We start from the raw sequence: 26773 nt of genomic DNA on the forward strand, positions 1-26773 counted from the left end.
CGACGGGGTCATGCTGGATGCATGCCACTGGCATGACGCCCCTTCCACCTTTTGAACTTTGGCAACGTCAGGTCAAATACTCGAAAGCCCGGCCTATCTCAGCGTTTTACGGCGGGGCATGCATTGGACGGCAAAGCTGGGGGCCTAGCCCAACCCCGCCATGGCAAACAACGGCAGTACAGCCATCGCCCAGCTCAGACCCAGATCATCAAACCCCGCCCCCGGCGAGTTACTGTCTTCCTGCGCGTCTTCGTCCGGCAGTCTGTCATACAGACCTTCATCCGCCTCTGCCCATGCCTCCTGTCCCGGCGCAAATCCCAACAACCGCAAAAGCTCCTGCGCAGCCTCAGCGGGATCGGCAGCGGTTGTGGGCGCCGGCACCGGGGCCTCGCGCGGCAACAACTCATGTATCTCAGCCCACAAGTCCCCCGCAGGGCCATCTTCCGGCACAGGGCCGTTTGCGCCTTGCATCGGTCGCGCGCCCGCGGTCCCTGACGGCTCCGACTCGCCAAACGACATCAATTCCGCCCAGTCTTGCAGCGCCGCCCCCGGCCCGTTGTCCTGCACCTCTGTAATCCTATCGCCCGCCTCCAGATCAGGGTCGAAGAAATTTGACCTGACCTCGGTTTCCGCGTCATGGAGGCCGGTGTCCGGGGTCTGACCACTCTCGGTGAACCCCATTACCATGGCCCCATCCGGTGCGGCGATCACGGGCGGCTGTTCAGGTGCGGCGGCGGGCATGCCGGGCAGCGCATCAACCTCGGCGCTATCGGACAGATCGACCTCTGTCAGATCATCCGACACCGCCGCAGGGTCAAACTGTCCCGCCCCCGGCGCGGTGCTGTCAAACACCGGCGCAAACTCCGCCGTCGGGATCACGTCGATCAGCCGCAGTTGCAGGATCTCACCCTCGGCCAGCACCACGTCCACCATCCCGTCGTCATAAACCTCGTCCGGCTCCAACCGCTCCAGCACCGCGTCCGAGGAGGTATCGCCCGGCGCCTGCCCCGGAGCGACGCCCAGCACCACTGCCTCGACCCCGCCGACATCCGCCACCAGCGGGCGCAGATCGACACCGCTTTGGACCACGCCACCCCCCTGCGACGCGGTGATATACAGCAGCATGTCATCGCCATCGGCAAAGCCATGTACCTCGATCCCCGCGCCCTCATACTCTGTCTCGCGGGCATCCTTCGGCGCGAAATCCAGCATCGTCATGCCGGGCAGGTTTTCCGACATCAGGGCAAACATCTCACCGGGGGGCGTGTTGCCGGAATAGCTCATCCCTTCGCTCAGCGCCGACGGCGTGTTCTGGATCAGCGGCCAGACCTGCGCCGCATCTACGCCTTCGGCCATAAACGCCTCGACCTGTTCCAGCATCTCCTGCGCCTGAAACAGACCGTAATCCTGCGCCTCGTCCAGCGTGGATGAATTCGACCGCAGGTTCCATTCGGTCACATGGATCTCAAGATCCGGATTTTCCTCAAACCATGTGTCTTGAATTTGATCGAGGTGGAAATACCGCGTGTGCGGCGCATCGGGACCGCGCGAATAGACATGCGCGATGATGCCGTCCACGGCATCCAGTTCCGCCGCGTCGAACTGTTCGATCACTAGCAGGTTGTTGACCTCGGTCCAGTCGATCCGCGCGTTTGGCGACAGGTTCAGCCCGTAGGTGGCGTTCAGATCGGCGGCAATCTCGGCGTCGGTAAAGCCGTCATAGACCTCATCCAGCGAGGATTCGCCAAAGTTGGTGCCCATCTGTACCAGAATGTCGACCTCTGCCGCCTCGGGGTACAGCGGGGCCAGCGCCTGCAATTCGCTGTCGATGATGCGCGTCATCTCGGACGCGACGCGGCCATATTCGACCGCGTTCATCCGCCCCGATCCCCAGTATTCATTGCCAATCTCGAACCCCGCGACCGGCGCATCGCCGTAGTCCCCGGTGATCACCTCACGCACGAAACCGCGCAGTTCCGCCTCATCCACCGCTGCGAACCGGTCACCATTGTCGTCAAACCGCGTGGCAGAAATCTGTTCGCGCGTCGGCAGCACAATCGTCACCGCGCGGCCCGTACCCTCGGCGAAATCCATCGCGTCCGACAGCGGCATGAAATCCACCACCTCACCGGTCTCATTGTCAGTGGCGGTGACAGCATCCGGGTTCGACAGGTCAAAAAAGCTCTCTGTCAGCGACCCGCCGGGATAGCGCAGTGTGGTGACGCCCAGCGCCTCGACCGCCTCGGCATGGCTGCCGGGGCCGGTCATCGGCGCGCGCGGCGCAAGAAGGTTACCGCCGAACAGCCAAGCGGTGGCAGCCTCGCCAGCACTGGCAAGGGGTATGGATAGAATGGGCATGATCGCCTCTGCCTGAGGGAAACTCAGGGAGAGATTGGCGAAGAAATGGAAACGAAGCGTCTACACGAGCCGGACAATGCCTAAAACTGAAACGATCTCTAGCGCCCGCCCGCCAGCAGCGCCGCCGCCAGCATATCCGCCGCCGAGGTGCTCAGCGCCAGCGGCGTGTCGTGCAACATCGACAGCCGCATCAGCGCCTGCAAATCCACATCCCCGCCATGCGGCACCGTCGGGTCGGCGAAAAAGATCACCGCGTCCAGCTCGCCGGTCGCCACCAGCGCGCCCAATTGCTGATCGCCGCCCCGGTCGCCGCGTTGCAACCGGCGAATAGACAGTTCCGGGGCCAGTTCGGACAACATCCGCCCGGTGCTTCCGGTGCAGATCAAACGGTGCCCCGCCAGCGCCGCGCGGTGCCGCAGCACCCATGCGCGCAGCTGCGCCTTGCGCGTGTCATGTGCCACCAGCGCCAGCCGCCGGGGGGCCGTGGACACCGCCCGCGCCCGCGTTGTGATCGCCAGTATCGCGCGCACCTGCGCCGCGAACCCGCTGCCCTCTGCCGGAAAGACTCCAGACAGCGCCGCCGTGCCCACGGTGAACCCCGCCGCCCCCGCCTGCGCGCAGGCGGCAACCCGGTCTTCGCTGTCGATGCTGCCCGCCATGATCACCGGTTTGCCCACCGCGCCGCAGACCGCCTTCATCAGCGCGGGCACCGCGCCATCAAACCGGTAAGCCAACAGGTCCAGCCCGTGCACATGCTCAAAATCCGCCAACTCGCGGGCGGAGGCGGCGATATCCTCAACCGGCCCCTCAAGTACGCTGGGATGGCCAGTGATCTTCCCCGGAAACGGATAATACCGCACCGGATGGTGTCGGGTGACCTCTGTCACCTCACGCGCCCGCGTCCCGCCCAGCAGGCAATCCACGTCGATCTCGACCGCCGCGCGGGCCGAGGCCAGCTCACTGTCCGCGTCCAGATACGACCGGCCCCCGGAGCTGCGGATCGCCGCCGCCAGCCCCTTCAATTCGGACAATGGCAGGCCCACGTCCTTGAACCCGATGTGGCGCACGCCACCCTCCAACGCCTCTTCCAGACGCGCGCGGGCGTCGGGGATGGTGCGGTCATTGGCGGTCAGCATGAGGATAAAATCAAAGGCCATGGCTCAGATCTCCGGTGCGGTCAGGGGCATGGCGCGGGTCCATGTGGTGGCCGTTTCTGCGATGCGCAGGTGCGGCGCATACAGGCTGCTGTCGATCAGCGATGAGAGATGCCCCAGCGCCGCCGCCGGGGCCAAACCGCCAGCAATCAACGCCGAGAAAACGTCGCCCACCCCATGCGGCACACCGTTGCGCAGCGGCACTGGACAGACCTGCGCGCCCTCCGCAGTCACCCGCAGCACCCCGGTTGTGCCCGGTCCGAAGGGGGCAGAGGTGACCAGCACCTCTTGGGCAGGGTCCAACAGGGTTTCGGCGGCGGCGCGGGCCGCCTGCATATCGCCAGCGGGTGTGCCCGTCAGCCAGCCCAGTTCAAACAGGTTCGGCGTGAGGACGTCTGCCAGCGGCACCAATCGGTCCCGCAGCGCTTCTGCCGTCTCTTCGGCCAGATACAGCCCCTTGGGTGCATCACCCAACACCGGGTCAATCACGACCCGCGCCCCCACGGCACGCACCCTTTCCACCAGTTCGACGGCCAAGGCCACATGCTCGGGTGTCGGCAGATACCCCACCAGCAGCGCGTCCTGCTCCGCAAGCCAGCCGTTCGCCTCTACCGCGTCGATCATCGCGCCGATCCGTTCCGGCGGGATCGGCACGCCGGCAACCTGCGGCCAGCCCGGATGATTGGACAACATCACCGTCGGCAGTTGCGTGACCGTATGACCCAGCGCCTGCAATGCCGGGGCCCCGGCCGATGCGCCGACGTGACCATAGGCCACCCAACTGGACAGGATCAGGATGCGGGCCATGTGCCGTGCCTTTGACCCCAAGTCGACATCACACCGTTTTTCCCTGCAAAGACACCCGCATCCGAATTGATCATCCAGATTTCCTTCCGGCTTTCGCCATTGAACCCTCGACACGACCTTGACCCCGATTTGAGTCTATCATAGGACATAACCCGCTGAGCGGGCGTTGTGTAATGGTAAGACCTCAGCCTTCCAAGCTGATGATACGGGTTCGATTCCCGTCGCCCGCTCCATGATCCTTCCCTTTCCGCCCCTCCCCCGCGTCAAGACGGCGCTTGACCCTCTCGCCCCGCGTGGCAAAACGCGCTGTGCGTGACAAGGAAGGAGCCCCCATGGCCGCCAAGAGCATCCCCGCCACCGGCGAACAGGAGCGTGAGAAGTCACGCAGGCTGAAATCCCTGCGCGCACTCTGGCCCTTCTTGGCACCCTACCGGCTTTTGATGCTGGCCGCCCTTGCCGCATTGACTGCGACCGCCACGGTGTCGCTGATCCTGCCGCTGGCCGTGCGCCGGGTCGTGGACAATTTCAACACCGAAGACGGCGCGCTGCTGGACCAGTATTTCGGGGCCGCGCTGCTGATCGCGGCGCTTTTGGCCGTCGGCACGGCGCTGCGCTATGCGCTGGTGACACGGCTGGGCGAACGCGTTGTGGCCGACATCCGCAAGGCGGTCTTTGACAAGGTCATCGGCCTGTCGCCGTCGTTCTTTGAGAAGATCATGACCGGCGAGGTGCTCAGCCGGATCACCACCGACACCACGCTGATCCTGTCGGTCATCGGGTCGTCGATCTCTATCGCGCTGCGCAACGTGCTGCTGTTCCTTGGCGGCATTGTCCTGATGCTGTTCACCTCGGCCAAGCTGACCGGACTTGTACTGCTGATCGTGCCCGCCGTCGTGATCCCGATCCTTGTGCTGGGTCGTCGCGTCCGCAAGCTCAGCCGCGAGAATCAGGACTGGATCGCGGCCTCCTCGGGCAATGCCTCCGAGGCGCTGACCAGCGTGCAGACCGTGCAGGCCTACACCCATGAAACCCAGTCGCGCGGCACCTTCGCCGATGTGACAGAGAAAAGCTTTGACGCCGCGCGCAAGCGGATCTGGACCCGTGCGGTCATGACGATGATCGTTATCTTCCTTGTCTTCACCGGCATCGTGGGCGTGCTCTGGATCGGTGCATGGGACGTGCGCGCAGGCGGCATGAGCGCGGGCACCCTGATCCAGTTCGTGATCTATTCCGTCATGGTCGCCGGTGCCGTGGGCGCCCTGTCCGAGGTGTTCGGCGAGTTGCAACGCGCCGCAGGCGCGACCGAACGCCTGGTCGAACTGCTGCAGGCAGAGGATACGGTCAGTGACCCGGCCACGCCGGTGCCCGCCCCCACGCCTGTCCGGGGTGAGATCACCTTTGACCACGTCAGCTTCTCCTACCCCTCGCGGCCCGGGATCTCGGCCCTCGCAGAGGTCAACCTGACCATCGCGCCGGGCGAAACCGTGGCCCTCGTCGGCCCCTCGGGCGCGGGCAAAACCACCATCATCCAGTTGATCCAGCGGTTCTACGATCCCGCAGAGGGTCGTATCCTGCTGGACGGCGCGGCGCTGGACGCGATGGCGCGGCACGACTTCCGCCGCCACATGGCGCTGGTGCCGCAGGACCCGGTGATCTTTGCCGCCTCCGCGCGCGACAACATCCGCTTTGGCCGCCCCGATGCCTCGGACGCCGACGTTGAGGCCGCCGCCCGCGCCGCCGCCGCGCATGATTTCCTCACCGCCCTGCCGGACGGCTACGACAGCTATCTGGGCGAACGCGGCGTGATGCTGTCAGGTGGCCAGAAACAGCGCGTCGCCATCGCCCGCGCCATCCTGCGCGACGCCCCCGTCCTGCTGCTGGACGAAGCAACCAGCGCGCTGGACGCCGAAAGCGAACGCGCCGTGCAACAGGCCGTCGATACTCTGGCCGAAGGGCGCACAACGATCATCGTCGCCCACCGCCTTGCCACCGTGAAAAAGGCCGACCGCATCGTGGTCATGGAGGACGGCCGCATCGTCGCAACCGGCACCCATGACGCGCTGGTCGCCGAAGGCGGGCTATATGCACGCCTCGCCCGCCTCCAGTTCACCGAAGGTATGGCGGCAGAATAACGCCGTAGGGCGGGCTTCAGCCCGCCACCCCTCCCCACGCGCAACACAGCAAAAAGGGCCGCACCCGAAAGGGAGCGGCCCACTGTCTTTGCCGGGACGGGACACCCCGTCCACAAAGCCTGTTACTTCATGGTGATCCGGCCATCGGTGTAAGGCTGATACGCGCCGTCTTTGGCCAGATACTCTGCCGTCACATCCGCCAGATCGGGGCCAAAGTCATAGGCGTTGTCGGCATCCTTGAACATCGCATAGCCGTCGCCGCCGTTGCGCACATAGTTGTTCGACACAGCGCCATAGACCTTATCCATCTCGACCGGCGCGCCGCCCACCATGAGCTCGGAAATCCGGCTGCCCGGCTCGGCGCTGGCATCCACGGTGAATGTCATGCCCGCCACCTGCGGGAAACGGCCCGCGCCTTCCTCGATCTGGCTGACGCCGTTTTCCAGCGCCTCGACCAGCGTCGCGCCCGTGATCTGGAAGGTCGACAGCGTGTTCTGGAACGGCAGCACGGTCAGCACCTCGCCCATGGTCACCTCACCCGCGTCGATCGACGACCGCAAGCCGCCGCTGTTGGCAATGGCCACGTCGATGCCCTGATCCTTGACCCGGTCCAGCATGGCGTCAGCGACAAGGTTGCCCATCGAACATTCCATCGCGCGACAAACGTCGCGGTTGCCGTCGATGGCTTCGGCGGTTTCGGCCACCACTTTGTTGCGGATCTCTTCCAGCGGCACGGCGGCCTCAGCGATGCGCGCCTTGACGGCGTCATCCTCAGTCACCGATGCGTCGATCAGGATCGGCGCACCCTCGGCAGAGATCACCTCACCTGCGTCGTCAAAGGTCACATTCAACTCACCCAGGAACTTGCCATAGGCATAGGCCTGAACGATCTGAACGCCGTTCACAACCGTCGGATAAGCGCCCGCAGCCCCGTCCATGTCACCCAGCAGGGTGTTGGAGTGGCCGCCCACGATCACGTCAACGCCGGTGGTGTTCTCGGCCACGCGCTGATCGACGACATAGCCAGAGTGCGACAGAACGATGATCTTGTTCACGCCCATTTCTGTCAGCTTGTCGACCTCACCCTGCACCGCATCCGACGGATCGGTAAAGATGATGTTGTCGCCCGGGCTGGCCAGCTCATGGGTGTCCTGCGGTGTCAGACCAATCAGGCCCAGCTTTTCGCCGCCGCGCTCGATTACGGTGGATTTCATCAGCGCATCCGCCAGCAGCGGTTCCCCTGACACATCGGCGTTCGACATCAGGATCGGAAATTCCACCGCATCCATAAAGCCGCGCAATACTTCGGGGCCATCGTCGAATTCATGGTTGCCGACGGTCATGCCGTCATAGCCCATGAGGTTCATCATCTCGGCGGCCAGCATGCCCTTGTAATAGGTATAGAACAGCGTGCCCTGAAACTGGTCGCCGCCATCAACAAGGATGTAGTTGTTGGTGCGCGCCTTGGCGGCATTGATCGCAGTGATCATCCGCGCGGAACCGCCAAAGCATTCACCAGCGGTGTTGTCCTCTGCGCTGCATCCCGAATCATACTTGCTGATCGGCTCAAAGCGGGCGTGAAAATCGTTGGTGTGCAGGATCGTCAGCGAATAATCCGCCTGTGCGGCCCCGGCGATCAGCGCCAGCGTGGCAGCGCCCGTCATCATGCGAAACATGAGGTTTCCTCTCTGTCGGTTGTGTTTATGCCGATAGCAGACCCCGGCGCGTGCCAAGAGTCAAAGCCTGACTTTGCGTCTCGCTCACGGCTGTAACAGCGGGATGACCCCCGGCCCCCGCTTTGCCCAATCAGCAACCGCCGCGCTTGACCCCGGTCACGCGGCGCGGCATCACTCGGCCCATGGAAATCTACAAGATCCTCCGCGCCGACGAATGGTCGGCCCTGCGCAGCCAAAAGGAAACCAGCGGCGCGCCAATCGATGTATCCGACGGGTTCATCCACTTTTCCACCGCCGCGCAGGCGCGCGAAACCGCCGCCAAGCATTTCGCCGGGGCCGACGGACTGTACCTCGCCGCGCTGGACACCGACGCGCTGGGGGACACCCTGAAGTGGGAGGTGTCGCGCGGCGATGCGCTATTCCCGCACCTCTATGGCCCGCTGCGCCTGTCGGACATCCTGTGGTGCCAACCGCTGCCTTTGGGCGCGGACGGCACCCACACCTTTCCCATCGGGTTTTCATGACCGGCCACATCGACCCCACGCGCGCCCAGTTCGACGCCTTCAAGGCGCTCGACCGGGATGAACCCTGCGAAATGCTGAACCTCGTTCGCTTGCGCGACATCGCGCAGTACCCACAGGGGCACGAACAGGCCGGATCACCCCTCACCGGGGCTGAGGCCTATCGCCTGTATGGCCAACACAGCGGCCCGGTCCTTGCCCGCGTCGGGGGGGCGATTGTTTGGCGCGGCGAGTATCGCACCACACTCGCGGGGCCAGAGGGCGATCATTGGGACCACGTCTTTGTTGCCCGCTACCCCACCGCGCACGCCTTTCTGGCCATGGTCACGGACCCGGACTATCAGCGCGCCGTCGTCCACCGGCAGGCCGCCGTGCAGGATTCGCGCCTGATCCGCTGCGCCCCCGCCGCCACCGGCGAGGTTTTCGGATGACCCCACTGGAACGCCTTGGCCTGACGGTCATGCACCGTCTGGACCCGGAAACCGCCCATGGCCTCGCGCTCACGGCGCTGCGGGCCGGCGTGGCGCACAGCCCCGGCCTTGTCACCTCGGACCGGCTGCGCACCACGCTGGCGGGCCTGCCCCTGCCCAACCCTGTCGGCCTCGCCGCCGGGTTCGACAAGAACGCCACAGCGCTTCAGGGCCTGTCCCGCGCCGGGTTTGGCTTTGTCGAGGTCGGTGCCGCCACGCCCCGGCCACAACCGGGCAACCCGCGCCCGCGCCTGTTCCGCCTGACCGAGGACCGCGCCGCGATCAACCGCTTCGGCTTCAACAACGACGGGATGGAGGCCATCGGCACGCGGCTGACCACCCGCCCTCGTGATCTGATCCTTGGCCTGAACCTGGGGGCGAACAAGGACAGCGACGACCGTGCCGGGGATTTCGCCCGCGTGCTGGCGCACTGCGGCGCAAATGTCGATTTCGCCACCGTCAACGTCAGCTCCCCCAACACCGAAAAACTGCGTGACCTGCAAGGCAAGGCCGCACTCGCCGCGCTACTCGCGGGTGTCATGCAGGCGCGCGACACACTGGCCACACCCATCCCGGTCTTCCTGAAAATCGCGCCGGATCTGGATGATAGCGAATTGGCCGACGTGGCAGAGGTCGCCCTGTCCTCCGGCGTGGCAGGCATCATCGCCACCAACACCACCCTGTCCCGCGCCGGTCTGGCCTCGCGCCATGCGACAGAGGCGGGCGGGCTGTCTGGCGCACCGCTGTTTGACCGCTCGACCCGTGTGCTGGCCCGGCTGTCGCAACTGACCGATGGCGCGCTGCCCCTGATCGGCGTCGGCGGTATCGGCTCTGCCGAACAGGCCTATGAAAAAATCCGTGCCGGGGCGAGCACCGTGCAACTCTACACCGCACTGGTTTACAGCGGCCTCAGTCTGGTTGAGGACATCGCCAAGGGGTTGGATACGTTGCTGGCGCGCGACGGATTTGACTCGGTCGCACAGGCCGTGGGCAGTGGGCGCGGCGCATGGCTCTGATCCCCGCCTGACCGCGTGCCGCCCCTTACAGGCGCGGCACAGCCTCCGCGACCTTCGCCGCACTTACAAACCCACGGATCAGGGCCGCCTCCTTGACCCCCGGCGCGCGCTCCACGCCCGAGGACACATCCACCTGCGCCACACCTGTCATCGCCACGGCCCGCGCCACGTTCTGCGGTGTCAGCCCCCCTGCCAACATCCACGGCCGCGACCAGCGCCGCCCGGCAATCAACCGCCAGTCAAAGGCCAACCCATTGCCCCCCGGCAGATCGGCCCCCTTGGGCGGCTTGGCATCCACCAGAATCTGATCCGCAACCCGCTGATACACATCCAGCTTGTCCAGATCCGCCGCCTCGGCAACACCAACCGCCTTCATCACCGGCAACCCATAGCGCGCGCGCACCTCGGCCACCCGCTCCGGCGGCTCTGTCCCGTGCAATTGGATCATGTCCAACGGCACCTGCGCGATGATCTCGTCCAGCAAGGCGTCCGAGGGGTTCACCACCAACCCAACCTTGGCCAGCCCGACAGGTGCGCGCAACGCCAGATCACGCGCCGCAGCGACAGTGACATGGCGCGGACTCTTGGGGAAAAACACCAACCCGGCATAAGAGGCCCCTGCCTCGGCAACAGCATCCACATCCTCAGGCCGCGTCAGGCCACAGATCTTAACGCGCACGTCCGCCATGCAGGCCCCTGCTTCTTCTTTGTAAAAATACCCCGGGGTGAATGCGCCCTATGGCGCAGAGGGGCAGCGCCCCTCCTCTCCCGTCGACGGAATCAGCTGGCCTGATCCAAGATCGCCAGCACCTCGTCCTTGTCCTTGTCGCGCTCGGCCTGCGTCTTCTTCAACTGACGCTCCAGCTTGCGCACCTCGGTCTTCTTGGCAGAGGCTTCGGCGCGGTATTTGTACTCGCGCAGCCACTCATAGACCTCGCCCAGAACCCAGCCCAACACGAGAAATCCAAGCGCGACGGCAAACAGTGGCACCTCGACCGAGAACGCCAGCCTATCCATTTGCGGGATACGCGCCAGCCCTTCGGGCAGCGTGTTCAGCGTCACCCACTGCAGGTTCGCGACACAGACGACCGTCAGAACAATAAGCAGGATCGCGTAAAAGGCGTAAAGAGCGTAGCGCATGGATTACTTTCCGTTCAGGCGGTCCCGCAAGAGCTTGCCGGTCTTGAAAAACGGAACGTGCTTTTCATCGACCTCGACCGACTCCCCGGTGCGGGGGTTCCGCCCGACGCGCGCGTCCCGCTTCTTGACCGAAAAGGCCCCGAAGCCCCGCAGCTCGACCCGGTCGCCCCGAGCCATGGCGTTGGTGATCTCTTCGAAGATCGTGTTCACGATCCTCTCTACGTCACGCTGATACAGATGTGGATTCTCATCCGCAATCTTCTGGATCAATTCAGATCTGATCATACACCACATCCCCCGTGGACTCGGCATTTGCCTTGGTCTTTTCCGCAACTATACGCGCCGAAGATTGAAACGGAAACCGCCTAAGATCGAGAAAAAATCAGGATTCGCAGCAGTTTGCGCGTCGAATCCCGGGTACAGGCGGAAATCCCCGCTGTCTTGCCAGCCATGGCGCGGTTCAACACCACGGCATCGCGGCCTGCGATTCGCCCCGCGCGACCCGTCCTCCGGGGCAAATTCTGTCGCATTGTATCCGTTAGTGGTTGCTCAAGACATCGCTCGCATAGTCACCGCAACGATTGACCAACGGGACGTTCCCATGACGTGCCATCCGTTGCATGGACTGGAGAGATTTTGACACCCTTCCCTTTCTCGGGCGCATTTCGCCGGGCCCATTTGCGCGCCTTGCGCAAACCTGTCGCCTCCCTTGTCAGGACTGCCCTCTTGCTGACCAGCTGTGTTCTCGGTGCAGGCAGCGCACGGGCTGACGACCACATTCTTGCCATCGGTGCCTGTCCCGCCTAGGCCGGTGTCCCGCCTGCCGTCTGTGAGACCGCCGTGACAGAGGTGACAGCCGCTTTGTCAGCGCGCTACGCCGTTCCTGATACACAGGTCCACACACTCCTGAATGCGCAGGCCACGGTTACAGGCTTTGGGGATTTTCTGAATGCCCTGCCGCCCACCGCAGCCGATGACCGGGTGTTTCTCTATATCGTCATGCACAACGGCGGCGGTCATCAGGATCGCGCCGCCTCCGCCAAGGATGACATCCTGGTGTTCTGGTCCGATACCGATCCCAGCGTGATCGAATTTGCCGTGGCCGAAGGCAAATGGCTCCGCGCCAGTGATTTTGGGGAGGAAATCGGCCAACTCGGGATGGGCACGCTAATCGCATTTCTGGAAGCATGCCAATCTGGTGCACTGGGTCTTGAGATCCTGCATGAAGCGACCCCAAAAACCGCGCATGTCACCACCATTGCCTCCGCGCAGGCCGGCCAATACGCCAACCTGACGCTGGACTACAAACAGCCGCTGTTCAGCAGCCTGCTGGTCGCCGCACTAAACGGCCCAAAACAACCGCTGTCAGTTCTGCTGACCACTGTTTCGGGTCAGGTCACCGACACTTCGGGGCCGATCTGCGCGGCGCACAAAGTCAAACCATCGGCCCCGGGCGGCTTTACCCCCGACTGTCGACAAACCCCCGTCATCCGGGATCCGCAGGCTGTCTTATCCGGCCTTTGATCCCGCCCCAGATGTGGTCACGCACCCGCGCGGCCCATACCCGGCCATTCCGGCCTTTTTAGAGCGTCCGTCGCTCATCCCCCCTCAAGTGGAGAATGACTAAGAAATATGCAATGGCAGCCGCAATTCTCGCAGCATCGACCCTGTCCGATCACGCATTCCACATCAGCATCGGTTTTGCGGAAGAAGGCAAAAACGCCGTACTCTGCGTCATCAAGGACGTGACAGTTCTGGCCGAAAAAGCCGGTGATTGCGATGCCATCGGAGGCATGACCAGCCATGAGGTGACTCCGGTCGCCAAATAAGCGCGCCACCTTCGCAGCTCTGCAAGACCCCGTGTCACGGCGGGGTCTTGTCTCCTCCGCAGGCATAGCCTGCCCCGGTTTCAGCGCGCTTCGCGTCATGTACGGACAAAAACCGCACGAATTCCGGTCGCCTGAATGGCCCCAAACCGGAAATGGGTGCCGACGCGGGCACCAGACGGGCGCCGTCGCCCCTCAAAATCGTCTGAATTCCTGCCGGGTCGTGCTACTGGCAGACCGCGGCAAACTCGGTCCAGTCGCCAGCCGCTTTTTCCGCAGGCTTGAAATAGATCAGCCGCAGTCCACCCTCTGCACAGGTCTTGGCGGCCTGTTCCTTGACGTCCTGCGCCGTCCAGGCAGAGCCATAGCGCCCGCGCAGCTGCTTTTGCCCCTGAACCTCGACCCGACGCATGGTCATCCCGGTGCCGCCTGAGGGCCGGCTCTGCATGACCTCTGTCCCGTCATCAGGGAGCACAATCTGGTCTTGCGCGGCCCCCGGCCCCGCCAAGATCAGCCCAAAGATCAACAGCACTACATGCTTCATTCGGATCCCCTGTCCCAAACGCCCCCTCGGCGTCCATAGCACAAAAGCAAAAAGGCCCCGCAAATGCGAGGCCTTTTCGGTGTCTTCACGGAACGAGATTACTCGTCGCGCTTGAGCGCCGCGCCAAGGATGTCGCCCAGCGACGCACCCGAGTCGGAGGAACCGAACTGTTCCACGGCTTCTTTTTCTTCGGCGATCTCGCGTGCCTTGATCGACAGACCCAGACGGCGGGTCTTGGTGTCGATGTTGGTGACGCGCACGTCGACCTTGTCACCGGTCGAGAAACGCTCGGGGCGCTGCTCGGCACGATCACGCGACAGGTCAGAGCGGCGGATGAAGGATTTCATGCCTTCGTATTCCACCTCGATGCCACCATCTTCGATCGCGGTGACCTCGACGGTCACGATCGAACCGCGGCGCACGCCATCAGCCGCTTCGGCGAACTTGTCGCCGCCCAGCGCCTTGATCGAGAGCGAGATACGCTCTTTCTCGACGTCCACTTCGGAGACAACCGCCTGAACGATGTCGCCCTTGCGGTATTCCTGAATGGCTTCTTCGCCACGCTGGTCCCAGCTGAGGTCCGAAAGGTGGACCATGCCGTCGATCTCGCCTTCGAGGCCAATGAACAGACCGAATTCGGTGATGTTCTTGACTTCGCCTTCGACCTGCGTGTTCTCGGGGTGTGTTTCTGCAAACACTTCCCACGGGTTGCGCATGGTCTGCTTGAGACCCAGAGAAACGCGACGCTTGGCGCCGTCGATTTCCAGCACCATGACGTCCACTTCCTGCGAGGTGGAGACGATCTTGCCGGGGTGCACGTTCTTCTTGGTCCAGGACATCTCAGAGACGTGGACCAGACCTTCGACACCGGGCTCCAGCTCAACAAATGCGCCGTAATCGGTGATGTTGGTCACGCGGCCTTTGTGGACCGAGGCCAGCGGATACTTGACGCCAACCAGATCCCACGGATCTTCCTGCAGCTGCTTCATGCCGAGGCTGATACGGTGGGTTTCCTTGTTGATCTTGATGACCTGGACCTTGACGGTCTCGCCGATCGACAGGATCTCCGAGGGGTGGTTCACACGGCGCCATGCCATGTCGGTGACGTGCAGCAGGCCGTCAACGCCACCCAGATCGACGAATGCGCCGTACTCGGTGATGTTCTTGACCACGCCGTCAATCGAATCGCCCTCTTGCAGCTTGCCGATAACTTCGGCGCGCTGCTCGGCACGCGATTCTTCAAGGATCGCACGGCGCGAGACAACGATGTTGCCACGGCGACGGTCCATTTTCAGGATCTGGAACGGCTGCTTGAGACCCATCAGCGGGCCGGCGTCACGCACAGGGCGCACGTCAACCTGGCTACCGGGCAGGAACGCAACAGCGCCACCAAGGTCGACAGTAAAGCCGCCTTTGACCCGACCAAAGATCGCACCTTCGACGCGGGCGTCGTCGGCGTAAGCTTTTTCCAGACGATCCCAGGCTTCTTCGCGGCGCGCCATCTCGCGTGAGATGACAGCTTCGCCACGGGCGTTTTCGGCGGAGCGGAGGTAAACCTCGACTTCGGCACCAACCTGAACGTCGGGATTTTCGCCTGGTTCAGCGAATTCTTTCAGATCGACGCGGCCTTCCATCTTGTAACCGACGTCGATGATGGCTTGTCCCGCTTCAATCGCGATGACTTTGCCTTTGACAACCGAACCTTCGTCCGGGGTGTCCATTTCGAGGCTTTCATTAAGGAGGGCCTCGAATTCCTCCATCGATGCGCTAGGCATATGTACTTACGGTCCTTTACAACAGTTTTCTGGCCACGCGGTTGTCTCCGCCGGTCTTGGATGATGTCCGCACTTGCGGCGAAACGGGTTGGTCAATGGGCATGCCGCAAAACAAAGAGGGCCGGATAGTGTCCGACCCTGCTCGATCTCTTTGCCGCGGCGATTTTGCCTTGTCGACGCGCGCGGTATAGAGCAGCCCGCGCGCAGGATCAAGTGCGACGTGCACCGCCGCCGCCTCATGCAGGTCTCCGCCATAGTTCGGACTTAGTTCTCGCAGGCGCACAGAACATGTTTACGGGTGAGGTTCGAATTGTTAACGATCCGCCACACGAAAACATGACTAATGTGCGGCTTAGCTTGCCCGAACTTTTTTTTGTTGCCGGTTTTCAATTAACGGAGACAGCCCAAAGCCACCCGCATTAATCCTTCGGGCGGAACACACTCAACTCCGTCCGATCCAACATTGACCCAAACTTTGTAGAAAGCGAAATCATGGCCGCCATCAACCAAACCAGCACGACCGCCACCGTCAACATCGTTTCGGGGGACGAGTTGTTCGTCAATTCGGACGTCGACGTTGTCACCTCATCCGGCCCAGCGGTCAGCGCGACCGGCGCGGGCACAGCTGACCTTTTTAACTTTGGCACACTCTTTGCTCTCACGAGTGAAGCGATCGATTGGGGTGTGCCGTTCGGCAACATCTACAACGCCGGAATGATCGGCAGCAGCAGCATCTCAAAGCGCGCGATCGATCTGAACAAGGATTATCTCACCGGCCTGCTAACGATCACCAATACCTCTACCGGCCTGATCGCTGGCGAAATCCACGTGCGTGAGAGTGGCGTAACGGCCTCCAGCCCGGGGATCGGCCAAGTGCGGGTCATCAACGACGGTGAGATCAGTGTCCCCGGAAACACTTCTTCCATCAGTACGGTTTACGGCGTCAATCTGGTAGGTGCGTTCAGTGCCTATGTGATCAACACGGGCCTCATCACAGCGGACGAGGGCATTTTTGTCGATACCAGAGGGGATGACGACAACATTCCGATCATCCGGAACAGTGGCATCATCAATGCCAAAATTTTTGACGGAATAGACTACGACAACGGCAGCACAACGACAGCGGGCCTGATTGAGAACAGCGGCACTGTTTCGTCGGTAGAGGACAACGCAATCGAGACCACGGGTTTTGTCGTTGTGCGCAATACCGAAACGGGCCTGATTCAGGGCGAAGTAGACATGACGGCGTTTTACGACGGCATCAACCGGCTATGGAACGCGGGCGTGATCCTTGGCGACGTCTATACCGGCAACAGTGACAATGCAGTCACCAACACTGGCGTGATCGAGGGCGACCTCAACCTCGAATCGGGCGCTGACTTCTACAACGGCCTGCACGGCGGAATAGTGACCGGGCTGCTCGACGCTGGCTACGGCGATGACACGCTCTATGTGGAACAGGACGACCTGCGGATCAACGGTGGCGCCGACATCGATGTGGTCTTTGCCCGCTCTGACGTGCTGGACGTGATCAACGTTGAGGAGATTCGCCTGCTTGGGACGGGTGATTTCACCGTGCTGGCCTCAGACGGCGCAGAGGCAATCTATGGCAACGGTGGCGACAACCTGCTGCAGGGCGAAGGCGGCAACGACACGATTACCGGCGGCGCGGGCGACGATGAAATTCAAGGCGGCGCTGGAGAGGATCAAATCACCGGCGACACCGGCAACGACATTATCAATGCGGGCGCGGACAATGACACTGTGTCTGGCGGCGCGGGGTCGGACACCATTCTGGGTGCCGCTGGTGAGGACCAGTTGAATGGCGGTGCTGGCAATGATTCACTGGATGGCGGCGATAACAACGACACGCTCAGCGGGTTTTCCGGTGACGATACCCTGCTGGGCGGTGGCGGCTCGGACCTGCTGGTGGGGCATGACGGCAACGACAGCCTTGACGGGGGGATCGCGTCGGATGTTCTGGACGGCGGCCTTGGCAATGACATCCTCCAAGGCGGTGACGGGTCGGACGTTCTGCGCGGACGCAGCGGCAATGACAGCCTTGACGGCGGCACCGGGCTGGACTTTCTCACCGGCGGGCCGGGGGCCGACAGTTTCATCTTCGATGAGATCACCGATGCGGGCGTTGGCGCCAACCGCGATCAGATCATCGACTTTGAACAGGGCGTTGACGTCATTGATCTCGCCAGCCTGATCGACGGCCAATTGGATTTTGTCGGCGCTGGTCCCTTTACCGCCGCAAATCAGGTTCGGGTGTTCGAAACCGGCACTGGCACAACCATCGTGCAGATCAACCTTGATGCCAACCTTGCCACGAATGAGGGTGAAATCCGGGTCGCGGATGTGGTTGGCCTGACGGCGGACGACTTCGCGCTCTAGGTCTTCGCCCCTACTCTCGGATCAAAGGTGTAGGCCGGGCTTCAGCCCGGCCCTCGCCTGCCATCAGCCCGCCTGTCAGCCCGCCGCAAACACCTCGCCGGACATTGCGGCGGTCATCTTCATCGGCATTTCTTCTGCCGCTTGCGCCCGGATTTCGACGATCTTTGCCTGCGCCGCTTCTGCCGTCGCGGCATCCGCGTATTCCGTCACCACCATGAAACTGCGGTCCGCAACGCGGACCATCGACACGCGCTGTGCCCCGACCGATTTGATCAGCGGCACATATTTATCGCGCGCGATGTCCTCCATCTCGTCGGTCCAATCGTCTGTTTCCCAATGTGAAATTGCAAAGTGGGCCATGGAAAATGTCTCCCTTTCACTCCCGCACCGGGACGGCACGGTGGTGCCATACTGCGCCTTTTTGCCCGAATCAGGAAGCAAGGCCGCCCGCCGTGCCCGATGGACCGCTCCGCCGGGCGCGGCGGGGACGGGCCTTCACATTGGCGGCGCAGGCCCTATCTTAATCGTATTAACATTGAAACATCGCCGCAACCGGAGACCGCAATGAACTATGTGCTCGCTCTCTTTCTGCCGCCGCTGTCGATCCTGCTGACCGGGCGGCCCATCCTGTCGATCATCGTCTTTCTGATCTGGATTCCCGCGATTGTCTTTTCCGGCGGGCTGACGCATCCGATGTTCATCGCGCTGGCGTGGATCTTGATCTATCAATCAGGAGAAGAGAGCCGAACCCGCCGGTTAGAGCGCAACGGCCGGAGCCATTGAGCGCCCGCTTTGCCGCTTGCGCATCCCCCTGCCAAGGGACCAAGACGTTAACCAAAGGTAAAACCGTCTCTGTAACCCATTGATATTTATAAGGGGCAAGGCTGTCCACGCGTGGACACCCCTTTAGGCCACCTGTCTGCCTTGGCTCCAGACGCCCCTCAGCAGGGGCACATGGCCCGACACCCGAAAGCGCATCAGATCGGCGCGCTTGCCCATGGCCAGCACCCCCCGATCATCCAGCCCCACCGCGTTGGCGGGGGCCTTGGTGACGGTCGCGATGCCCCGTGGCAGATCCCCCCAGATTTCCCCCAGTTTCACCGCCGCCAACAGCAGCGCCGCCGGAACATAATCGGATGAGACAATATCCAGCAGATCCAGCCGCGCCAGTTCCTCTGCCGCCACGTTGCCCGAATGCGAGCCACCCCGGATCAGGTTGGGCGCGCCCATCATCACCGCGATGCCATGATCCCGGCAGGCCTGCGCCGCCTCGGCCGTGGTCGGAAACTCGGCCAGCCGAATGCCATAGCCGGCTGAGGTCTCGACCTGCTCGTGCGTGGTATCGTCATGGCTGGCCAGCACCGCACCAAAGCGCGCGGCCGCTGCCACGGTCGCCGCCTCATGCGCCGCCCCGAACCGCTCGCGCAGAGCCTTCAGCTCGGCGATATGCTCGATGAACTCGGCCTCCGACATGCCCAGCTTCCCCTTTTTGTAGGCCGCAAGCTTCGAGATATCGCGGAACTGCCTCTGCCCCGGTGTGTGATCCATCAGGCTGACCAGCCCGACCCGATCCTCGCGCCCGAACTCCGAAAACTCCTCAGCCAGCGTTTCAGAGCAGACCTCGGCCCGCAGGTGCAGGAAATGGCTGATCTTGAGCATGTCGGCGGCGCGCAGGTCCAGCATCTCGCGCGACAGAGATCGGGCGTATTTGACGTAACGCCCGCGCCCGGTCGGAATGGACCCGATCCGCATGGCATCAAACACCGTGGTGATCCCGGTCGACGCCAGTTCCGCATCATGCGCCACGATGGCCGCCGCATGGGGCCAATCGACCCCCGGACGCGGCTGGATGTGACGCTCCAGATTGTCGGTGTGCAGTTCGATCATCCCCGGCGCAAGAAAATCACCGCCGCAATCCTGCGCCCCGGACGGCACCTCTGCCCCCTCACCCATCCCGGCAATGACGCCGTTTTCAACACGCACCCAACCGCGCGCAACCCGCTTGGGCAGCACCAGTGTCGCATTGGCAAACGTGGCCGCCTCTGTCACGTCCGCGTCACGCACATCGGGCATAGGCCCGGAGAGAGTGGAGGTCGTCATGCATTTCTCCCGATACGCTGTCTATGTGACCCTTCCAAAGGGTCCGTTGTCCGAATTCGGTGCTCAATGGTTGGGTTGGAACGCGGCAACCGGCGAACGCCCCGATGCCCCAATGATCCATGGCCTGCCGATGCCGGTTCATGACATCACGGCCACGCCGCGCAAATACGGTCTGCACGGCACGATCAAGCCACCTTTCCGTCTTGCCGAAGGGCAAAGTTTTGACGCTTTGCACGATGAGTTTGCGGCCTTCTGCGCCGCCCACAGTCCGGTGACGCTGGAGGGGCTGGCTCTGACACGCTTGGGCAGCTTTCTTGCGCTGACCCCGGTGGGCGATACCAACGATCTGGCGACGCTTGCCGCCCGTGCGGTCGAGACGCTGGACCCGTACCGCGCCCCGCTGACAGAGACCGAGATGGACAAGCGCCGAAAATCCGGCCTCAGTGAGCGGCAGGACGCCCTGCTGACCCAATGGGGGTATCCCTATGTCATGGACCAGTTCCGCTTTCACATCACGCTGAGCGGCCGGCTGAACAAAACCGACGCAGAACAGGTCCGCGCAGCACTGTTGCCCCATATCGACCAGCGCCTGCCGCGTCCCTTTACGGTGGATGCGCTGACGCTGTGCGGTGAGGATCAAACCGGCTATTTTCATGAGCTTCACCGCTACGCCCTCTGCGGTTGAAGGCGGGTCAGGATCTCATCCACGGTCTGGTCCAGCGGACCAGCATTGTCGACATGGATCACCGGCAGCCCCTTGGGTAGAGGCGATGCAGCACGACGCAGCCGATCCGCGATCTGGTCGGCGGTCTCCCGACCGCGACCGGCCAGCCGCTGGGCCAGCACCTCAACCGGCGCGGTGAGCGACAAGACGGCAAAGCGGTCAAACCGTGCCTGCGCTGCCCCCAGAACCGATCGCGACAGGTTGACCAGCACGTCGCGGCCCTGCGCGATGTCGTCTTTGACAGTGGACGGGATTCCATACCTCAATCCATGCGCACGCCAAGACAGGGCAAAACCTCCCGCGTTTTCGATCCGGTCAAACTCTGCTTCGGTGACGCTTGTGTGGTCCTCTCCGCCTGCCTCATCTGGACGAGTGATCATCCGGCGGACAACCGCAAAGCGCGCATCCCGGGCCGCCAGCGCCGCCATGACACTGTCCTTGCCGACACCCGACGGGCCAACCACCGCAATGAAACGCCCCCGCGTCAAGCCGCCAGACCATGCGTAAAGCGGGTCACGTCGATCTCGCGGTCGCAAACCCGGTCGCGCGCCTCTTGATCATGAAAGATGCCAACAATCGCAGCACCGCGCGCCTTGGCCTCATCAATCAGGCCAAGCACGGTTTCTCGGTTGGTCGCATCCAATGAGGCGGTCGGCTCGTCCAGCAGCAGGGCCGGATAGGTATGGGCAAATCCGCGCGCGATGTTCACGCGTTGCTGTTCCCCCCCTGAAAACGTCGTGGGTGACAGGCCCCACAACCGTTCCGGAATGCGCAACCGAGTGAGCAATTCACGCGCCCGTTCCGCGGCGGCGTCGCGATCCACCCCGACCGACAGCAGCGGCTCGGCCACCACCTCTAGTGTCGGCACGCGGGGCACCACGCGCAGAAACTGGCTGACGTAACCCAATACCTCGCGGCGCAGGCGAATGATCTCACGCGGTTCGGCCAGTGCCACATCCACGTCCCCCACCATGATGCTGCCCGAGGCGGCAAGGTAGTTGCCGTAGATCATCCGCATCAGGGTCGATTTCCCTGCGCCAGAGGCACCGGTCAGGGCCACACATTCGCCCCGGTCTACTGTCAATGCGGCGCCGTCCATCACCCGGATCACTGCCGCGCCCTGATTGTGCAGCGTAAAGGTCTTGGACAGATCACGGATGTCGATCATGGCGTTCATAGCCAATCCTTCCATTTGAAGAAGAGAAACGTGCCCAGCGCCGACCCGGCCATCAGTCCGGTGGCAATCAGGTAGCCATATTTCATGCCCAGACCCGGCAGAATCTCAAAGTTCATGCCATAGACAGAGGCCACCAACGTGGGCGGCAGGAACAGGACCGCGACCACCGACAGCGTGCGGTTGGCATCGCTTTGTTCAAGGTTGACCATGCCCAGCACCACATCGGTCACATGCGCCACGCGTCCTGTCAGAAAATCCGTGTGGACCACCAGCGAACGAATGTCGCGGGTATGCGCCTTGAGCACCTGACCCAGGCTTTGCCCCGGTTTTTTAGGCATGTTCAGCGCAAAAGTCGTCAAGGCGCGTTCAAGGGTGAGCAGTGAGAGCCGGTAGCTGGCCAGTTCCTCACCGCGCCGCCCGACAGACCGCAGCATATCCTTGAGCCGATCCATCGGATCATCGCCGTCAAACAGCTCTCGTGCGGCGGTGTCCAGTGCGCGGCCCGCCCCCTCCAGCAGGTCGGCAATGCGCGCGACGATTTCTTCTACCAAGCCAAGGAACAGGTGCATCGGGCCACCGCAGCCCGCTGCCGTCAGCCCGGCATGGTCTGGGAACGTCTCAAAGCTGCGAGGAGCGTGATAGCGCACGGTAACCATGCGGGTCGGCGTCAACAGAAAGGCGACAGGGCCAAAGCTGCGCCGCTTTTCCGTGTCCAGACCGGGTAGCATGACGGTCAGCACCTCTGTATCGCCCTCGCGGTACAGCCGATTGGACACCTCGATCTCTTCCATGTCCTCCAGCGTTGGTACCGGAATACCCAGCGCCTCGACTGCCGCAACCTGCTCTGGCGAGGGGCGGTGCAGGTCGATCCATTGCGCCTGCTCTGGCGCCTCATCCGGGCCAAGCGTGTGTAGGCGATTTCCGTCGGTGCGATAAGCGTACATCATCAGACTTGCAGTACTGAAGAAACAAGCAGTTGGGTGTAGGCGTGCTGTGGATCGTCCAGCACCTGATCGGTCAGACCCGCCTCAACCACATGGCCGTCTTTCATCACCATCAGCCGGTCGGCCAGCAAACGCACAACGGCCAGATCATGGGTGACGATGATTGCGCTCAGCCCCATTTCCCTCACCAACCCGCGCAGCAGGTCCAGCAAACGCGCCTGCACGCTGACGTCCAGTCCGCCGGTGGGTTCATCCATAAACACAAGGCGTGGCCCGGTCACAAGGTTGCGGGCGATTTGCAGGCGCTGCTGCATCCCGCCGGAAAAAGCGGTGGGCCGGTCGTCGATGCGTGAGGCGTCGATCTCAACCCGGCCCAGCCAGTCCTCTGCCGCGACGCGAATGTCGCCATAGTGGCGCGCGCCCACAGCCATCAGACGTTCGCCGACGTTGCCACCCGCACTGACGTTCATGCGCAACCCGTCACGGGCGTGCTGGTGGACAAAGGCCCAATCGGTGCGGCCCAACATGCGCCTTTCGGGTTCCGACATGGTTACCGTATCTCGCGGACCCTCGACCCGGGTGTCAAACAACACGCGGCCCGCGTCCGGTTCCAGATGGCCAGCCATGCAGTTCAGCAGCGTGGACTTTCCGGATCCGGATTCCCCCACGATCCCCATGACCTCACCAGGCCACAGATCGAAATTCACATCCGCACAGCCGATGCGAGCCCCGTAGCGTTTTGTCAGTTTTTCAACCTTGAGAAGCGGTGTCATGCGGCGTCCTCCTGCGCGGCTTTGGCGCCAACATGCCCCGCAGCGCGGCGTGCTCGACAATAGTCAGTGTCCGAACAGACAAACATGCGCCCACCTGCATCATCCACGATCACCTCATCCAGATAGCTGTCCTCTGCCGCGCAGAGATCACAGGCGGCCTCTGCCTTTGTCGCCTCAAAGGGAAAGTCCTGAAAATCAAGACTGACAACCTTTGTGTAGGGCGGCAGCGCGTAAATGCGTTGTTCTCGGCCCGCGCCAAACAACTGGATGGCGGCATTGTCCGACATCTTGGGGTTGTCGAATTTGGGGATCGGTGACGGGTCCATCACATAGCGCCCCTCAACTTTGACCGGATAGGCATAGGCGGTCGCAATCTGGCCGTGCCGCGCGATATCCTCATACAGCTTAACGTGCATGAGACCGTAATCCTCCAGCGCGTGCATCTTGCGCGTCTCGATCTCTGACGGTTCCAGAAAACGCAGCGGTTCCGGAATCGGCACCTGATAGACAAGGATCTGATCCTCGGTCAGGGGTTCTTCGGGGATGCGGTGGCGGGTTTGGATAACGCTTGCCTTGGCCGTTTCCTCTGTCGTTGCGATCCCTGCAGTGCGCTCAAAGAACTTGCGGATCGACACGGCATTGGTCGTGTCGTCCGCGCCCTGATCGATCACCTTCAAGGTGTCTTCTGGCATCAGTGTCGCGGCACTGACCTGCACGCCACCGGTTCCCCAGCCATAGGGCATCGGCATTTCTCGGCTTGCAAACGGCACCTGATACCCGGGCACAGCCAACCCCTTGAGGATGGCACGGCGGATCATCCGCTTGGTCTGTTCGTCCAGATAGGCAAAATTATAATTGTTCAAAACACGGCCACTTTCCGAAGTTTGAATGGCGTTTTGTTTCATATTCTCGCCCTTTTTGCCCTGTAGTCCTTCGGCATCGCAGCCTCAAAAGGACCAAACCGATGTACACAATCACCACTGCCCTGCTTGTCGTTTTCAGCCTTGCCTTGATCGCCAAGGTCATCCACGCGCGCAAAACCAAAGACTAACGGGGTCATTCCGCCGCCTCCTGCACACCGGATGCGTCACGCCGCAATTTACGCACCAGTTCCAGTTCTGACTGGAAGTCGACGTAATGCGGCAGCTTGATGTGTTCCAGAAAGCCGGTCGCCTGAATGTTGTCCGAATGGTACAGGACAAACTCCTCGTCCTGTGCAGGGGCGCCGACATTGTCCTCACCCAGTTCGCGCCAGCGCAATGTGCGATCCACCAAGGCCATTGAGATGGCCTTGCGTTCGGTTTGGCCGAACACCAACCCGTAGCCGCGCGTAAACTGTGGCGGTTCCGTCTTGGAGCCTTGGAATTGGTTGACTGTCTCACATTCGGTGACCTCTAACTCACCGATGTCGATGGCAAAGCCCAGTTCCGGAATCTCCATTTCCACATCCACCGTGCCGATGCGCAACTCGCCGACAAAGGCGTGATTGCGGGCGTAGCCGCGCTGGGTGGAATAGGCCATGCCAAGGACAAAGCCCTCATCGCCTCGCGCCAGCGCCTGCAGGCGAAGCGCCCGTGACCCGGGCAACTCCATCGGCGCGCGGGTCAAGTCTGGTGGAGTCTCGTCATTGGTCGGCTCCTGCTGGATCAGTCCCTCATGATTCAGGAAATCGGTGATATGCGGCGTCGGCTCTTGGCGGGGTGCAGCGGTCGGCGCAGGTGGCACTTCGCCATCAGCGGCCAGTTTGAAATCCAGCAAGCGGTGCGTGTAGTCAAAAGTCGGCCCCAGCACTTGGCCCCCCGGCGCGTCCTTGAACGTGGCCGAGATTCGCCGGATACAGGCCATATCCGCAGTCTCAATGGGGCGCGTGCCACCAAATCGCGGCAAGGTGGTCCGATAGGCCCGGATGAGAAACACCGCTTCAATCAGGTCACCGCGCGCCTGCTTGATCGCCAGCGCAGCAAGGTCGGGATCATACAGGGACCCCTCTGTCATCACCCGGTTGACCGCGAGTTTCAGTTGTTCCCGGATCTGGTCCACGGACAGTTCGGCCACCGAGGTATCCCCGCGCCGCTCTTCCGCGAGCCATGCGTGGGCATTGTCGATGGCGCGTTCGCCGCCCTTGACCGCAACATACATCGCTCAGACCTCCACTTTGGTGCTGCGCGGCAGGGCGGCAAGCCGATCCCCGGCGCAGAAATAGGCGTCCCAACCCAGTGGGAACCGTGCTGCATTTGCCGCAAACGCCTGTGTCTTTGGCAGGGACAGCGCGGCACTGTCGCGAATCCCCGGCCCGGTCAGGCGCGCGCCTGACTCCGACAACTCCGGCAGTTCGACAATCAGCGTGGCGGACCGATCCGGGTATTGCGCTGTCCCAAACCGGAACCGACTGACGGGTTGCAGCGCCTCCCACTCCCCCACCGCAAAATCGCAGTCTTCGGCCGACACCAGCGGCGCTCCGGTGTGAAAGGTGATCCAGTCGCGCAGAGGTGCGCAGTCATAGTCGCCCGCCAGATAGATCCCTGTGTCCGGGTCGCAGAGCGTCAGGATCAGAACCCCGGCAGCGGTCAATAGCGGCGCGGGCGGCGCGGCGCCCGCAACGGTATGTAGCGTTCCGGGACGGGCCATTGCGGTCATGGCGGCCCGAAAGGCACGAGCGGAATCGACCGGCACATCGGCGAACCCACCTTTGAGCAAAGCTGCGTCCATCAATCCTCTCCCCGAACGAGTGTGAAGAATTCAACCTTTGTCGCCGCTGCCTTGGCGGCGCGGCCTTCTGCCCGTGCGGCGGCCTGTGCGCGAAGTGGGACAAGCACCTCTGTCTGGACCTGCGTTGCCGCATCCGTCTGCATCAGCGCATCGATCAGGGCAGCGCGTTCTGCGTGCGGCTTGTCGCGCCCTTGAACATATCCATGGCCAACTGTGCCATCGTCCAGCTGCAGCGAACAGCGTGTCACCGTCATCTCACCCAGATTGAAGGGCGCACCGGTGCCGCCCATCCGTCCGCGCACCATGGCCGCGCCGATTTCCGGAGCACGCAACCATGTAAAGCGCGGCACCTGCCGGTCCTGCCAAAGCGCCTCTAGCGCGGCGGGCCGGGATTTGGCCAGCAGGCTCATCCAGTCTTTGCGGGCGGGTTCATCGGTCATCTAGACACCTTGCAGAGTTGTCGCAGTAAATATACAACTAGACAAATCCATACCGACCGTTTGTCAATCAGGCAAGACCGTCCCAGA

At 62.7% G+C, this 26773-nt stretch carries 29 protein-coding genes and 1 tRNA gene; 10 read left to right on the forward strand and 20 right to left on the reverse strand.

Translation table 11 applies throughout. The features are described from left to right. Positions 1-144 precede the first annotated feature (144 nt). The 3 genes from ANTHELSMS3_RS02075 to ANTHELSMS3_RS02085 all read right to left on the reverse strand — a co-directional run bounded on the left by ANTHELSMS3_RS02075 (position 145) and on the right by ANTHELSMS3_RS02085 (position 4319). Entirely contained in the window at positions 145-2358 is a 2214-nt protein-coding gene (locus ANTHELSMS3_RS02075) for a hypothetical protein (RefSeq protein ID WP_094033424.1), read from the reverse strand. 98 nt (positions 2359-2456) lie between these two features. Beyond that, entirely contained in the window at positions 2457-3515 is a 1059-nt protein-coding gene (locus tag ANTHELSMS3_RS02080) for a methylglyoxal synthase (protein WP_094033425.1), read from the reverse strand. Between the two features lie 3 nt (positions 3516-3518). Then, positions 3519-4319, reverse strand: a complete 801-nt coding sequence (locus ANTHELSMS3_RS02085) for a PfkB family carbohydrate kinase (RefSeq protein WP_094033426.1) — start codon at positions 4317-4319, stop codon at positions 3519-3521. A gap of 159 nt (positions 4320-4478) precedes the next feature. Here ANTHELSMS3_RS02085 and ANTHELSMS3_RS02090 point away from each other — a divergent pair. Next, positions 4479-4552 (forward strand) — tRNA-Gly (locus ANTHELSMS3_RS02090). 99 nt (positions 4553-4651) lie between these two features. Next, on the forward strand, positions 4652-6451 hold the full coding sequence (locus ANTHELSMS3_RS02095) for an ABC transporter transmembrane domain-containing protein (RefSeq protein WP_094033427.1): 1800 nt from the start codon (positions 4652-4654) through the stop codon (positions 6449-6451). Positions 6452-6573: 122 nt separating this feature from the next. Here ANTHELSMS3_RS02095 and ANTHELSMS3_RS02100 read toward each other — a convergent pair whose 3' ends face one another. Beyond that, on the reverse strand, positions 6574-8127 hold the full coding sequence (locus ANTHELSMS3_RS02100) for a bifunctional metallophosphatase/5'-nucleotidase (RefSeq protein ID WP_094033428.1): 1554 nt from the start codon (positions 8125-8127) through the stop codon (positions 6574-6576). Between the two features lie 182 nt (positions 8128-8309). Between ANTHELSMS3_RS02100 and ANTHELSMS3_RS02105 the strand changes: the two genes are divergently transcribed. From ANTHELSMS3_RS02105 to ANTHELSMS3_RS02115, 3 genes are read left to right on the forward strand one after another with little or no spacing between them, the layout of a single operon-like run. Then, complete coding sequence (locus ANTHELSMS3_RS02105) at positions 8310-8651, forward strand: DUF952 domain-containing protein (protein WP_094033429.1); 342 nt, start codon at positions 8310-8312, stop codon at positions 8649-8651. Continuing rightward, positions 8648-9079, forward strand: coding sequence for a DUF1330 domain-containing protein (locus ANTHELSMS3_RS02110; protein ID WP_094033430.1), 432 nt, complete (start codon positions 8648-8650; stop codon positions 9077-9079). Before ANTHELSMS3_RS02105 ends, ANTHELSMS3_RS02110 begins: the two co-directional genes overlap by 4 nt. Further along, positions 9076-10134 (forward strand): quinone-dependent dihydroorotate dehydrogenase, encoded by a 1059-nt coding sequence (locus ANTHELSMS3_RS02115; protein ID WP_094033431.1) that lies wholly within the window; start codon positions 9076-9078, stop codon positions 10132-10134. Before ANTHELSMS3_RS02110 ends, ANTHELSMS3_RS02115 begins: the two co-directional genes overlap by 4 nt. Positions 10135-10159: 25 nt before the next feature. On the opposite strand, the gene ANTHELSMS3_RS02120 is transcribed toward ANTHELSMS3_RS02115, so the two are convergent. From ANTHELSMS3_RS02120 to ihfB, 3 genes are all read right to left on the reverse strand, one after another. Further along, positions 10160-10822 carry a phosphoribosylanthranilate isomerase gene (locus tag ANTHELSMS3_RS02120; RefSeq protein WP_094033432.1) on the reverse strand — a complete coding sequence of 221 codons (663 nt, stop codon included), beginning with the start codon at positions 10820-10822 and terminating at the stop codon, positions 10160-10162. A gap of 92 nt (positions 10823-10914) precedes the next feature. Further along, positions 10915-11274 (reverse strand): LapA family protein, encoded by a 360-nt coding sequence (locus tag ANTHELSMS3_RS02125; RefSeq protein WP_094033433.1) that lies wholly within the window; start codon positions 11272-11274, stop codon positions 10915-10917. Positions 11275-11277: 3 nt separating this feature from the next. Then, on the reverse strand, positions 11278-11559 hold the full coding sequence (gene ihfB / locus ANTHELSMS3_RS02130; RefSeq protein ID WP_094033434.1) for an integration host factor subunit beta: 282 nt from the start codon (positions 11557-11559) through the stop codon (positions 11278-11280). A 555-nt stretch (positions 11560-12114) separates the two neighbouring features. On the opposite strand from ihfB, the gene ANTHELSMS3_RS02135 reads away from it, so the two are divergent. Both ANTHELSMS3_RS02135 and ANTHELSMS3_RS02140 read left to right on the forward strand, forming a co-directional pair. Continuing rightward, positions 12115-12798, forward strand: a complete 684-nt coding sequence (locus tag ANTHELSMS3_RS02135) for a hypothetical protein (RefSeq protein WP_094033435.1) — start codon at positions 12115-12117, stop codon at positions 12796-12798. Positions 12799-12911: 113 nt separating this feature from the next. Continuing rightward, positions 12912-13103 (forward strand): hypothetical protein, encoded by a 192-nt coding sequence (locus ANTHELSMS3_RS02140; RefSeq protein WP_094033436.1) that lies wholly within the window; start codon positions 12912-12914, stop codon positions 13101-13103. A 223-nt stretch (positions 13104-13326) separates the two neighbouring features. Here the strand turns inward: ANTHELSMS3_RS02140 and ANTHELSMS3_RS02145 are convergent, their stop codons facing one another. Both ANTHELSMS3_RS02145 and rpsA read right to left on the reverse strand, forming a co-directional pair. Continuing rightward, complete coding sequence (locus ANTHELSMS3_RS02145; RefSeq protein WP_094033437.1) at positions 13327-13644, reverse strand: hypothetical protein; 318 nt, start codon at positions 13642-13644, stop codon at positions 13327-13329. A gap of 98 nt (positions 13645-13742) precedes the next feature. Next, positions 13743-15419: a 30S ribosomal protein S1 gene (rpsA, locus tag ANTHELSMS3_RS02150; protein WP_094033438.1), complete on the reverse strand. Its 1677-nt coding sequence runs from the start codon at positions 15417-15419 to the stop codon at positions 13743-13745. Positions 15420-15911: 492 nt separating this feature from the next. Between rpsA and ANTHELSMS3_RS02160 the strand changes: the two genes are divergently transcribed. Beyond that, positions 15912-17819 carry a calcium-binding protein gene (locus tag ANTHELSMS3_RS02160; RefSeq protein WP_094033440.1) on the forward strand — a complete coding sequence of 636 codons (1908 nt, stop codon included), beginning with the start codon at positions 15912-15914 and terminating at the stop codon, positions 17817-17819. Positions 17820-17894: 75 nt separating this feature from the next. On the opposite strand, the gene ANTHELSMS3_RS02165 is transcribed toward ANTHELSMS3_RS02160, so the two are convergent. Further along, positions 17895-18179, reverse strand: a complete 285-nt coding sequence (locus tag ANTHELSMS3_RS02165; protein ID WP_094033441.1) for a hypothetical protein — start codon at positions 18177-18179, stop codon at positions 17895-17897. A gap of 204 nt (positions 18180-18383) precedes the next feature. Between ANTHELSMS3_RS02165 and ANTHELSMS3_RS02170 the strand changes: the two genes are divergently transcribed. Continuing rightward, on the forward strand, positions 18384-18602 hold the full coding sequence (locus tag ANTHELSMS3_RS02170) for a hypothetical protein (protein ID WP_094033442.1): 219 nt from the start codon (positions 18384-18386) through the stop codon (positions 18600-18602). A 123-nt stretch (positions 18603-18725) separates the two neighbouring features. Here ANTHELSMS3_RS02170 and ANTHELSMS3_RS02175 read toward each other — a convergent pair whose 3' ends face one another. Beyond that, positions 18726-19892: an alpha-D-ribose 1-methylphosphonate 5-triphosphate diphosphatase gene (locus ANTHELSMS3_RS02175; RefSeq protein ID WP_094033443.1), complete on the reverse strand. Its 1167-nt coding sequence runs from the start codon at positions 19890-19892 to the stop codon at positions 18726-18728. 25 nt (positions 19893-19917) lie between these two features. Here ANTHELSMS3_RS02175 and ANTHELSMS3_RS02180 point away from each other — a divergent pair, with 25 nt between their 5' ends. After that, positions 19918-20604, forward strand: coding sequence for a DUF1045 domain-containing protein (locus tag ANTHELSMS3_RS02180; protein ID WP_094033444.1), 687 nt, complete (start codon positions 19918-19920; stop codon positions 20602-20604). On the opposite strand, the gene phnN is transcribed toward ANTHELSMS3_RS02180, so the two are convergent. The 9 genes from phnN to phnG are packed head-to-tail and all read right to left on the reverse strand — an operon-like array spanning position 20586 to position 26686. Further along, the gene (phnN, locus tag ANTHELSMS3_RS02185) at positions 20586-21131 is read right to left on the reverse strand and encodes a phosphonate metabolism protein/1,5-bisphosphokinase (PRPP-forming) PhnN (protein WP_094033445.1); all 546 of its coding nucleotides are present in this window, start codon (positions 21129-21131) and stop codon (positions 20586-20588) included. The two genes, ANTHELSMS3_RS02180 and phnN, sit on opposite strands and share 19 nt — an antisense overlap. Beyond that, positions 21128-21811 carry a phosphonate C-P lyase system protein PhnL gene (gene phnL / locus ANTHELSMS3_RS02190; protein ID WP_094036873.1) on the reverse strand — a complete coding sequence of 228 codons (684 nt, stop codon included), beginning with the start codon at positions 21809-21811 and terminating at the stop codon, positions 21128-21130. Before phnL ends, phnN begins: the two co-directional genes overlap by 4 nt. Positions 21812-21816: 5 nt before the next feature. Beyond that, complete coding sequence (locus ANTHELSMS3_RS02195) at positions 21817-22767, reverse strand: magnesium transporter CorA family protein (protein WP_094033446.1); 951 nt, start codon at positions 22765-22767, stop codon at positions 21817-21819. Further along, complete coding sequence (phnK, locus tag ANTHELSMS3_RS02200) at positions 22767-23537, reverse strand: phosphonate C-P lyase system protein PhnK (RefSeq protein WP_094033447.1); 771 nt, start codon at positions 23535-23537, stop codon at positions 22767-22769. The genes ANTHELSMS3_RS02195 and phnK overlap by 1 nt, the downstream gene beginning before the upstream one ends. Beyond that, positions 23534-24400: an alpha-D-ribose 1-methylphosphonate 5-phosphate C-P-lyase PhnJ gene (locus ANTHELSMS3_RS02205; protein WP_094036874.1), complete on the reverse strand. Its 867-nt coding sequence runs from the start codon at positions 24398-24400 to the stop codon at positions 23534-23536. The genes phnK and ANTHELSMS3_RS02205 overlap by 4 nt, the downstream gene beginning before the upstream one ends. Positions 24401-24438: 38 nt before the next feature. Beyond that, positions 24439-24597 (reverse strand): hypothetical protein, encoded by a 159-nt coding sequence (locus ANTHELSMS3_RS25400; RefSeq protein WP_157733382.1) that lies wholly within the window; start codon positions 24595-24597, stop codon positions 24439-24441. Then, positions 24594-25676: a carbon-phosphorus lyase complex subunit PhnI gene (locus ANTHELSMS3_RS02210; protein ID WP_094033448.1), complete on the reverse strand. Its 1083-nt coding sequence runs from the start codon at positions 25674-25676 to the stop codon at positions 24594-24596. The genes ANTHELSMS3_RS25400 and ANTHELSMS3_RS02210 overlap by 4 nt, the downstream gene beginning before the upstream one ends. A 3-nt stretch (positions 25677-25679) precedes the next feature. After that, the gene (phnH, locus tag ANTHELSMS3_RS02215; protein ID WP_094033449.1) at positions 25680-26246 is read right to left on the reverse strand and encodes a phosphonate C-P lyase system protein PhnH; all 567 of its coding nucleotides are present in this window, start codon (positions 26244-26246) and stop codon (positions 25680-25682) included. Further along, on the reverse strand, positions 26246-26686 hold the full coding sequence (gene phnG / locus ANTHELSMS3_RS02220; RefSeq protein WP_094033450.1) for a phosphonate C-P lyase system protein PhnG: 441 nt from the start codon (positions 26684-26686) through the stop codon (positions 26246-26248). Before phnG ends, phnH begins: the two co-directional genes overlap by 1 nt. Positions 26687-26773: the final 87 nt, after the last annotated feature.

This window comes from Antarctobacter heliothermus, assembly GCF_002237555.1.
GTDB lineage: Bacteria > Pseudomonadota > Alphaproteobacteria > Rhodobacterales > Rhodobacteraceae > Antarctobacter > Antarctobacter heliothermus_B.

Excerpts from the sequence above, each read along its gene's own strand:
- ANTHELSMS3_RS02075 (WP_094033424.1), bottom strand. The coding sequence starts at position 2,358 with ATGCCCATTCTATCCATACCCCTTGCCAGTGCTGGCGAGGCTGCCACC.
- ANTHELSMS3_RS02080 (WP_094033425.1), bottom strand. The coding sequence starts at position 3,515 with ATGGCCTTTGATTTTATCCTCATGCTGACCGCCAATGACCGCACCATC.
- ANTHELSMS3_RS02085 (WP_094033426.1), bottom strand. The coding sequence starts at position 4,319 with ATGGCCCGCATCCTGATCCTGTCCAGTTGGGTGGCCTATGGTCACGTC.
- ANTHELSMS3_RS02095 (WP_094033427.1), top strand. The coding sequence starts at position 4,652 with ATGGCCGCCAAGAGCATCCCCGCCACCGGCGAACAGGAGCGTGAGAAG.
- ANTHELSMS3_RS02100 (WP_094033428.1), bottom strand. The coding sequence starts at position 8,127 with ATGTTTCGCATGATGACGGGCGCTGCCACGCTGGCGCTGATCGCCGGG.
- ANTHELSMS3_RS02105 (WP_094033429.1), top strand. The coding sequence starts at position 8,310 with ATGGAAATCTACAAGATCCTCCGCGCCGACGAATGGTCGGCCCTGCGC.
- ANTHELSMS3_RS02110 (WP_094033430.1), top strand. The coding sequence starts at position 8,648 with ATGACCGGCCACATCGACCCCACGCGCGCCCAGTTCGACGCCTTCAAG.
- ANTHELSMS3_RS02115 (WP_094033431.1), top strand. The coding sequence starts at position 9,076 with ATGACCCCACTGGAACGCCTTGGCCTGACGGTCATGCACCGTCTGGAC.
- ANTHELSMS3_RS02120 (WP_094033432.1), bottom strand. The coding sequence starts at position 10,822 with ATGGCGGACGTGCGCGTTAAGATCTGTGGCCTGACGCGGCCTGAGGAT.
- ANTHELSMS3_RS02125 (WP_094033433.1), bottom strand. The coding sequence starts at position 11,274 with ATGCGCTACGCTCTTTACGCCTTTTACGCGATCCTGCTTATTGTTCTG.
- ihfB (WP_094033434.1), bottom strand. The coding sequence starts at position 11,559 with ATGATCAGATCTGAATTGATCCAGAAGATTGCGGATGAGAATCCACAT.
- ANTHELSMS3_RS02140 (WP_094033436.1), top strand. The coding sequence starts at position 12,912 with ATGGCAGCCGCAATTCTCGCAGCATCGACCCTGTCCGATCACGCATTC.
- ANTHELSMS3_RS02145 (WP_094033437.1), bottom strand. The coding sequence starts at position 13,644 with ATGAAGCATGTAGTGCTGTTGATCTTTGGGCTGATCTTGGCGGGGCCG.
- rpsA (WP_094033438.1), bottom strand. The coding sequence starts at position 15,419 with ATGCCTAGCGCATCGATGGAGGAATTCGAGGCCCTCCTTAATGAAAGC.
- ANTHELSMS3_RS02160 (WP_094033440.1), top strand. The coding sequence starts at position 15,912 with ATGGCCGCCATCAACCAAACCAGCACGACCGCCACCGTCAACATCGTT.
- ANTHELSMS3_RS02165 (WP_094033441.1), bottom strand. The coding sequence starts at position 18,179 with ATGGCCCACTTTGCAATTTCACATTGGGAAACAGACGATTGGACCGAC.
- ANTHELSMS3_RS02170 (WP_094033442.1), top strand. The coding sequence starts at position 18,384 with ATGAACTATGTGCTCGCTCTCTTTCTGCCGCCGCTGTCGATCCTGCTG.
- ANTHELSMS3_RS02175 (WP_094033443.1), bottom strand. The coding sequence starts at position 19,892 with ATGCCCGATGTGCGTGACGCGGACGTGACAGAGGCGGCCACGTTTGCC.
- ANTHELSMS3_RS02180 (WP_094033444.1), top strand. The coding sequence starts at position 19,918 with ATGCATTTCTCCCGATACGCTGTCTATGTGACCCTTCCAAAGGGTCCG.
- phnL (WP_094036873.1), bottom strand. The coding sequence starts at position 21,811 with ATGATCGACATCCGTGATCTGTCCAAGACCTTTACGCTGCACAATCAG.
- ANTHELSMS3_RS02195 (WP_094033446.1), bottom strand. The coding sequence starts at position 22,767 with ATGATGTACGCTTATCGCACCGACGGAAATCGCCTACACACGCTTGGC.
- phnK (WP_094033447.1), bottom strand. The coding sequence starts at position 23,537 with ATGACACCGCTTCTCAAGGTTGAAAAACTGACAAAACGCTACGGGGCT.
- ANTHELSMS3_RS25400 (WP_157733382.1), bottom strand. The coding sequence starts at position 24,597 with ATGACCCCGTTAGTCTTTGGTTTTGCGCGCGTGGATGACCTTGGCGAT.
- ANTHELSMS3_RS02210 (WP_094033448.1), bottom strand. The coding sequence starts at position 25,676 with ATGTATGTTGCGGTCAAGGGCGGCGAACGCGCCATCGACAATGCCCAC.
- phnH (WP_094033449.1), bottom strand. The coding sequence starts at position 26,246 with ATGGACGCAGCTTTGCTCAAAGGTGGGTTCGCCGATGTGCCGGTCGAT.
- phnG (WP_094033450.1), bottom strand. The coding sequence starts at position 26,686 with ATGACCGATGAACCCGCCCGCAAAGACTGGATGAGCCTGCTGGCCAAA.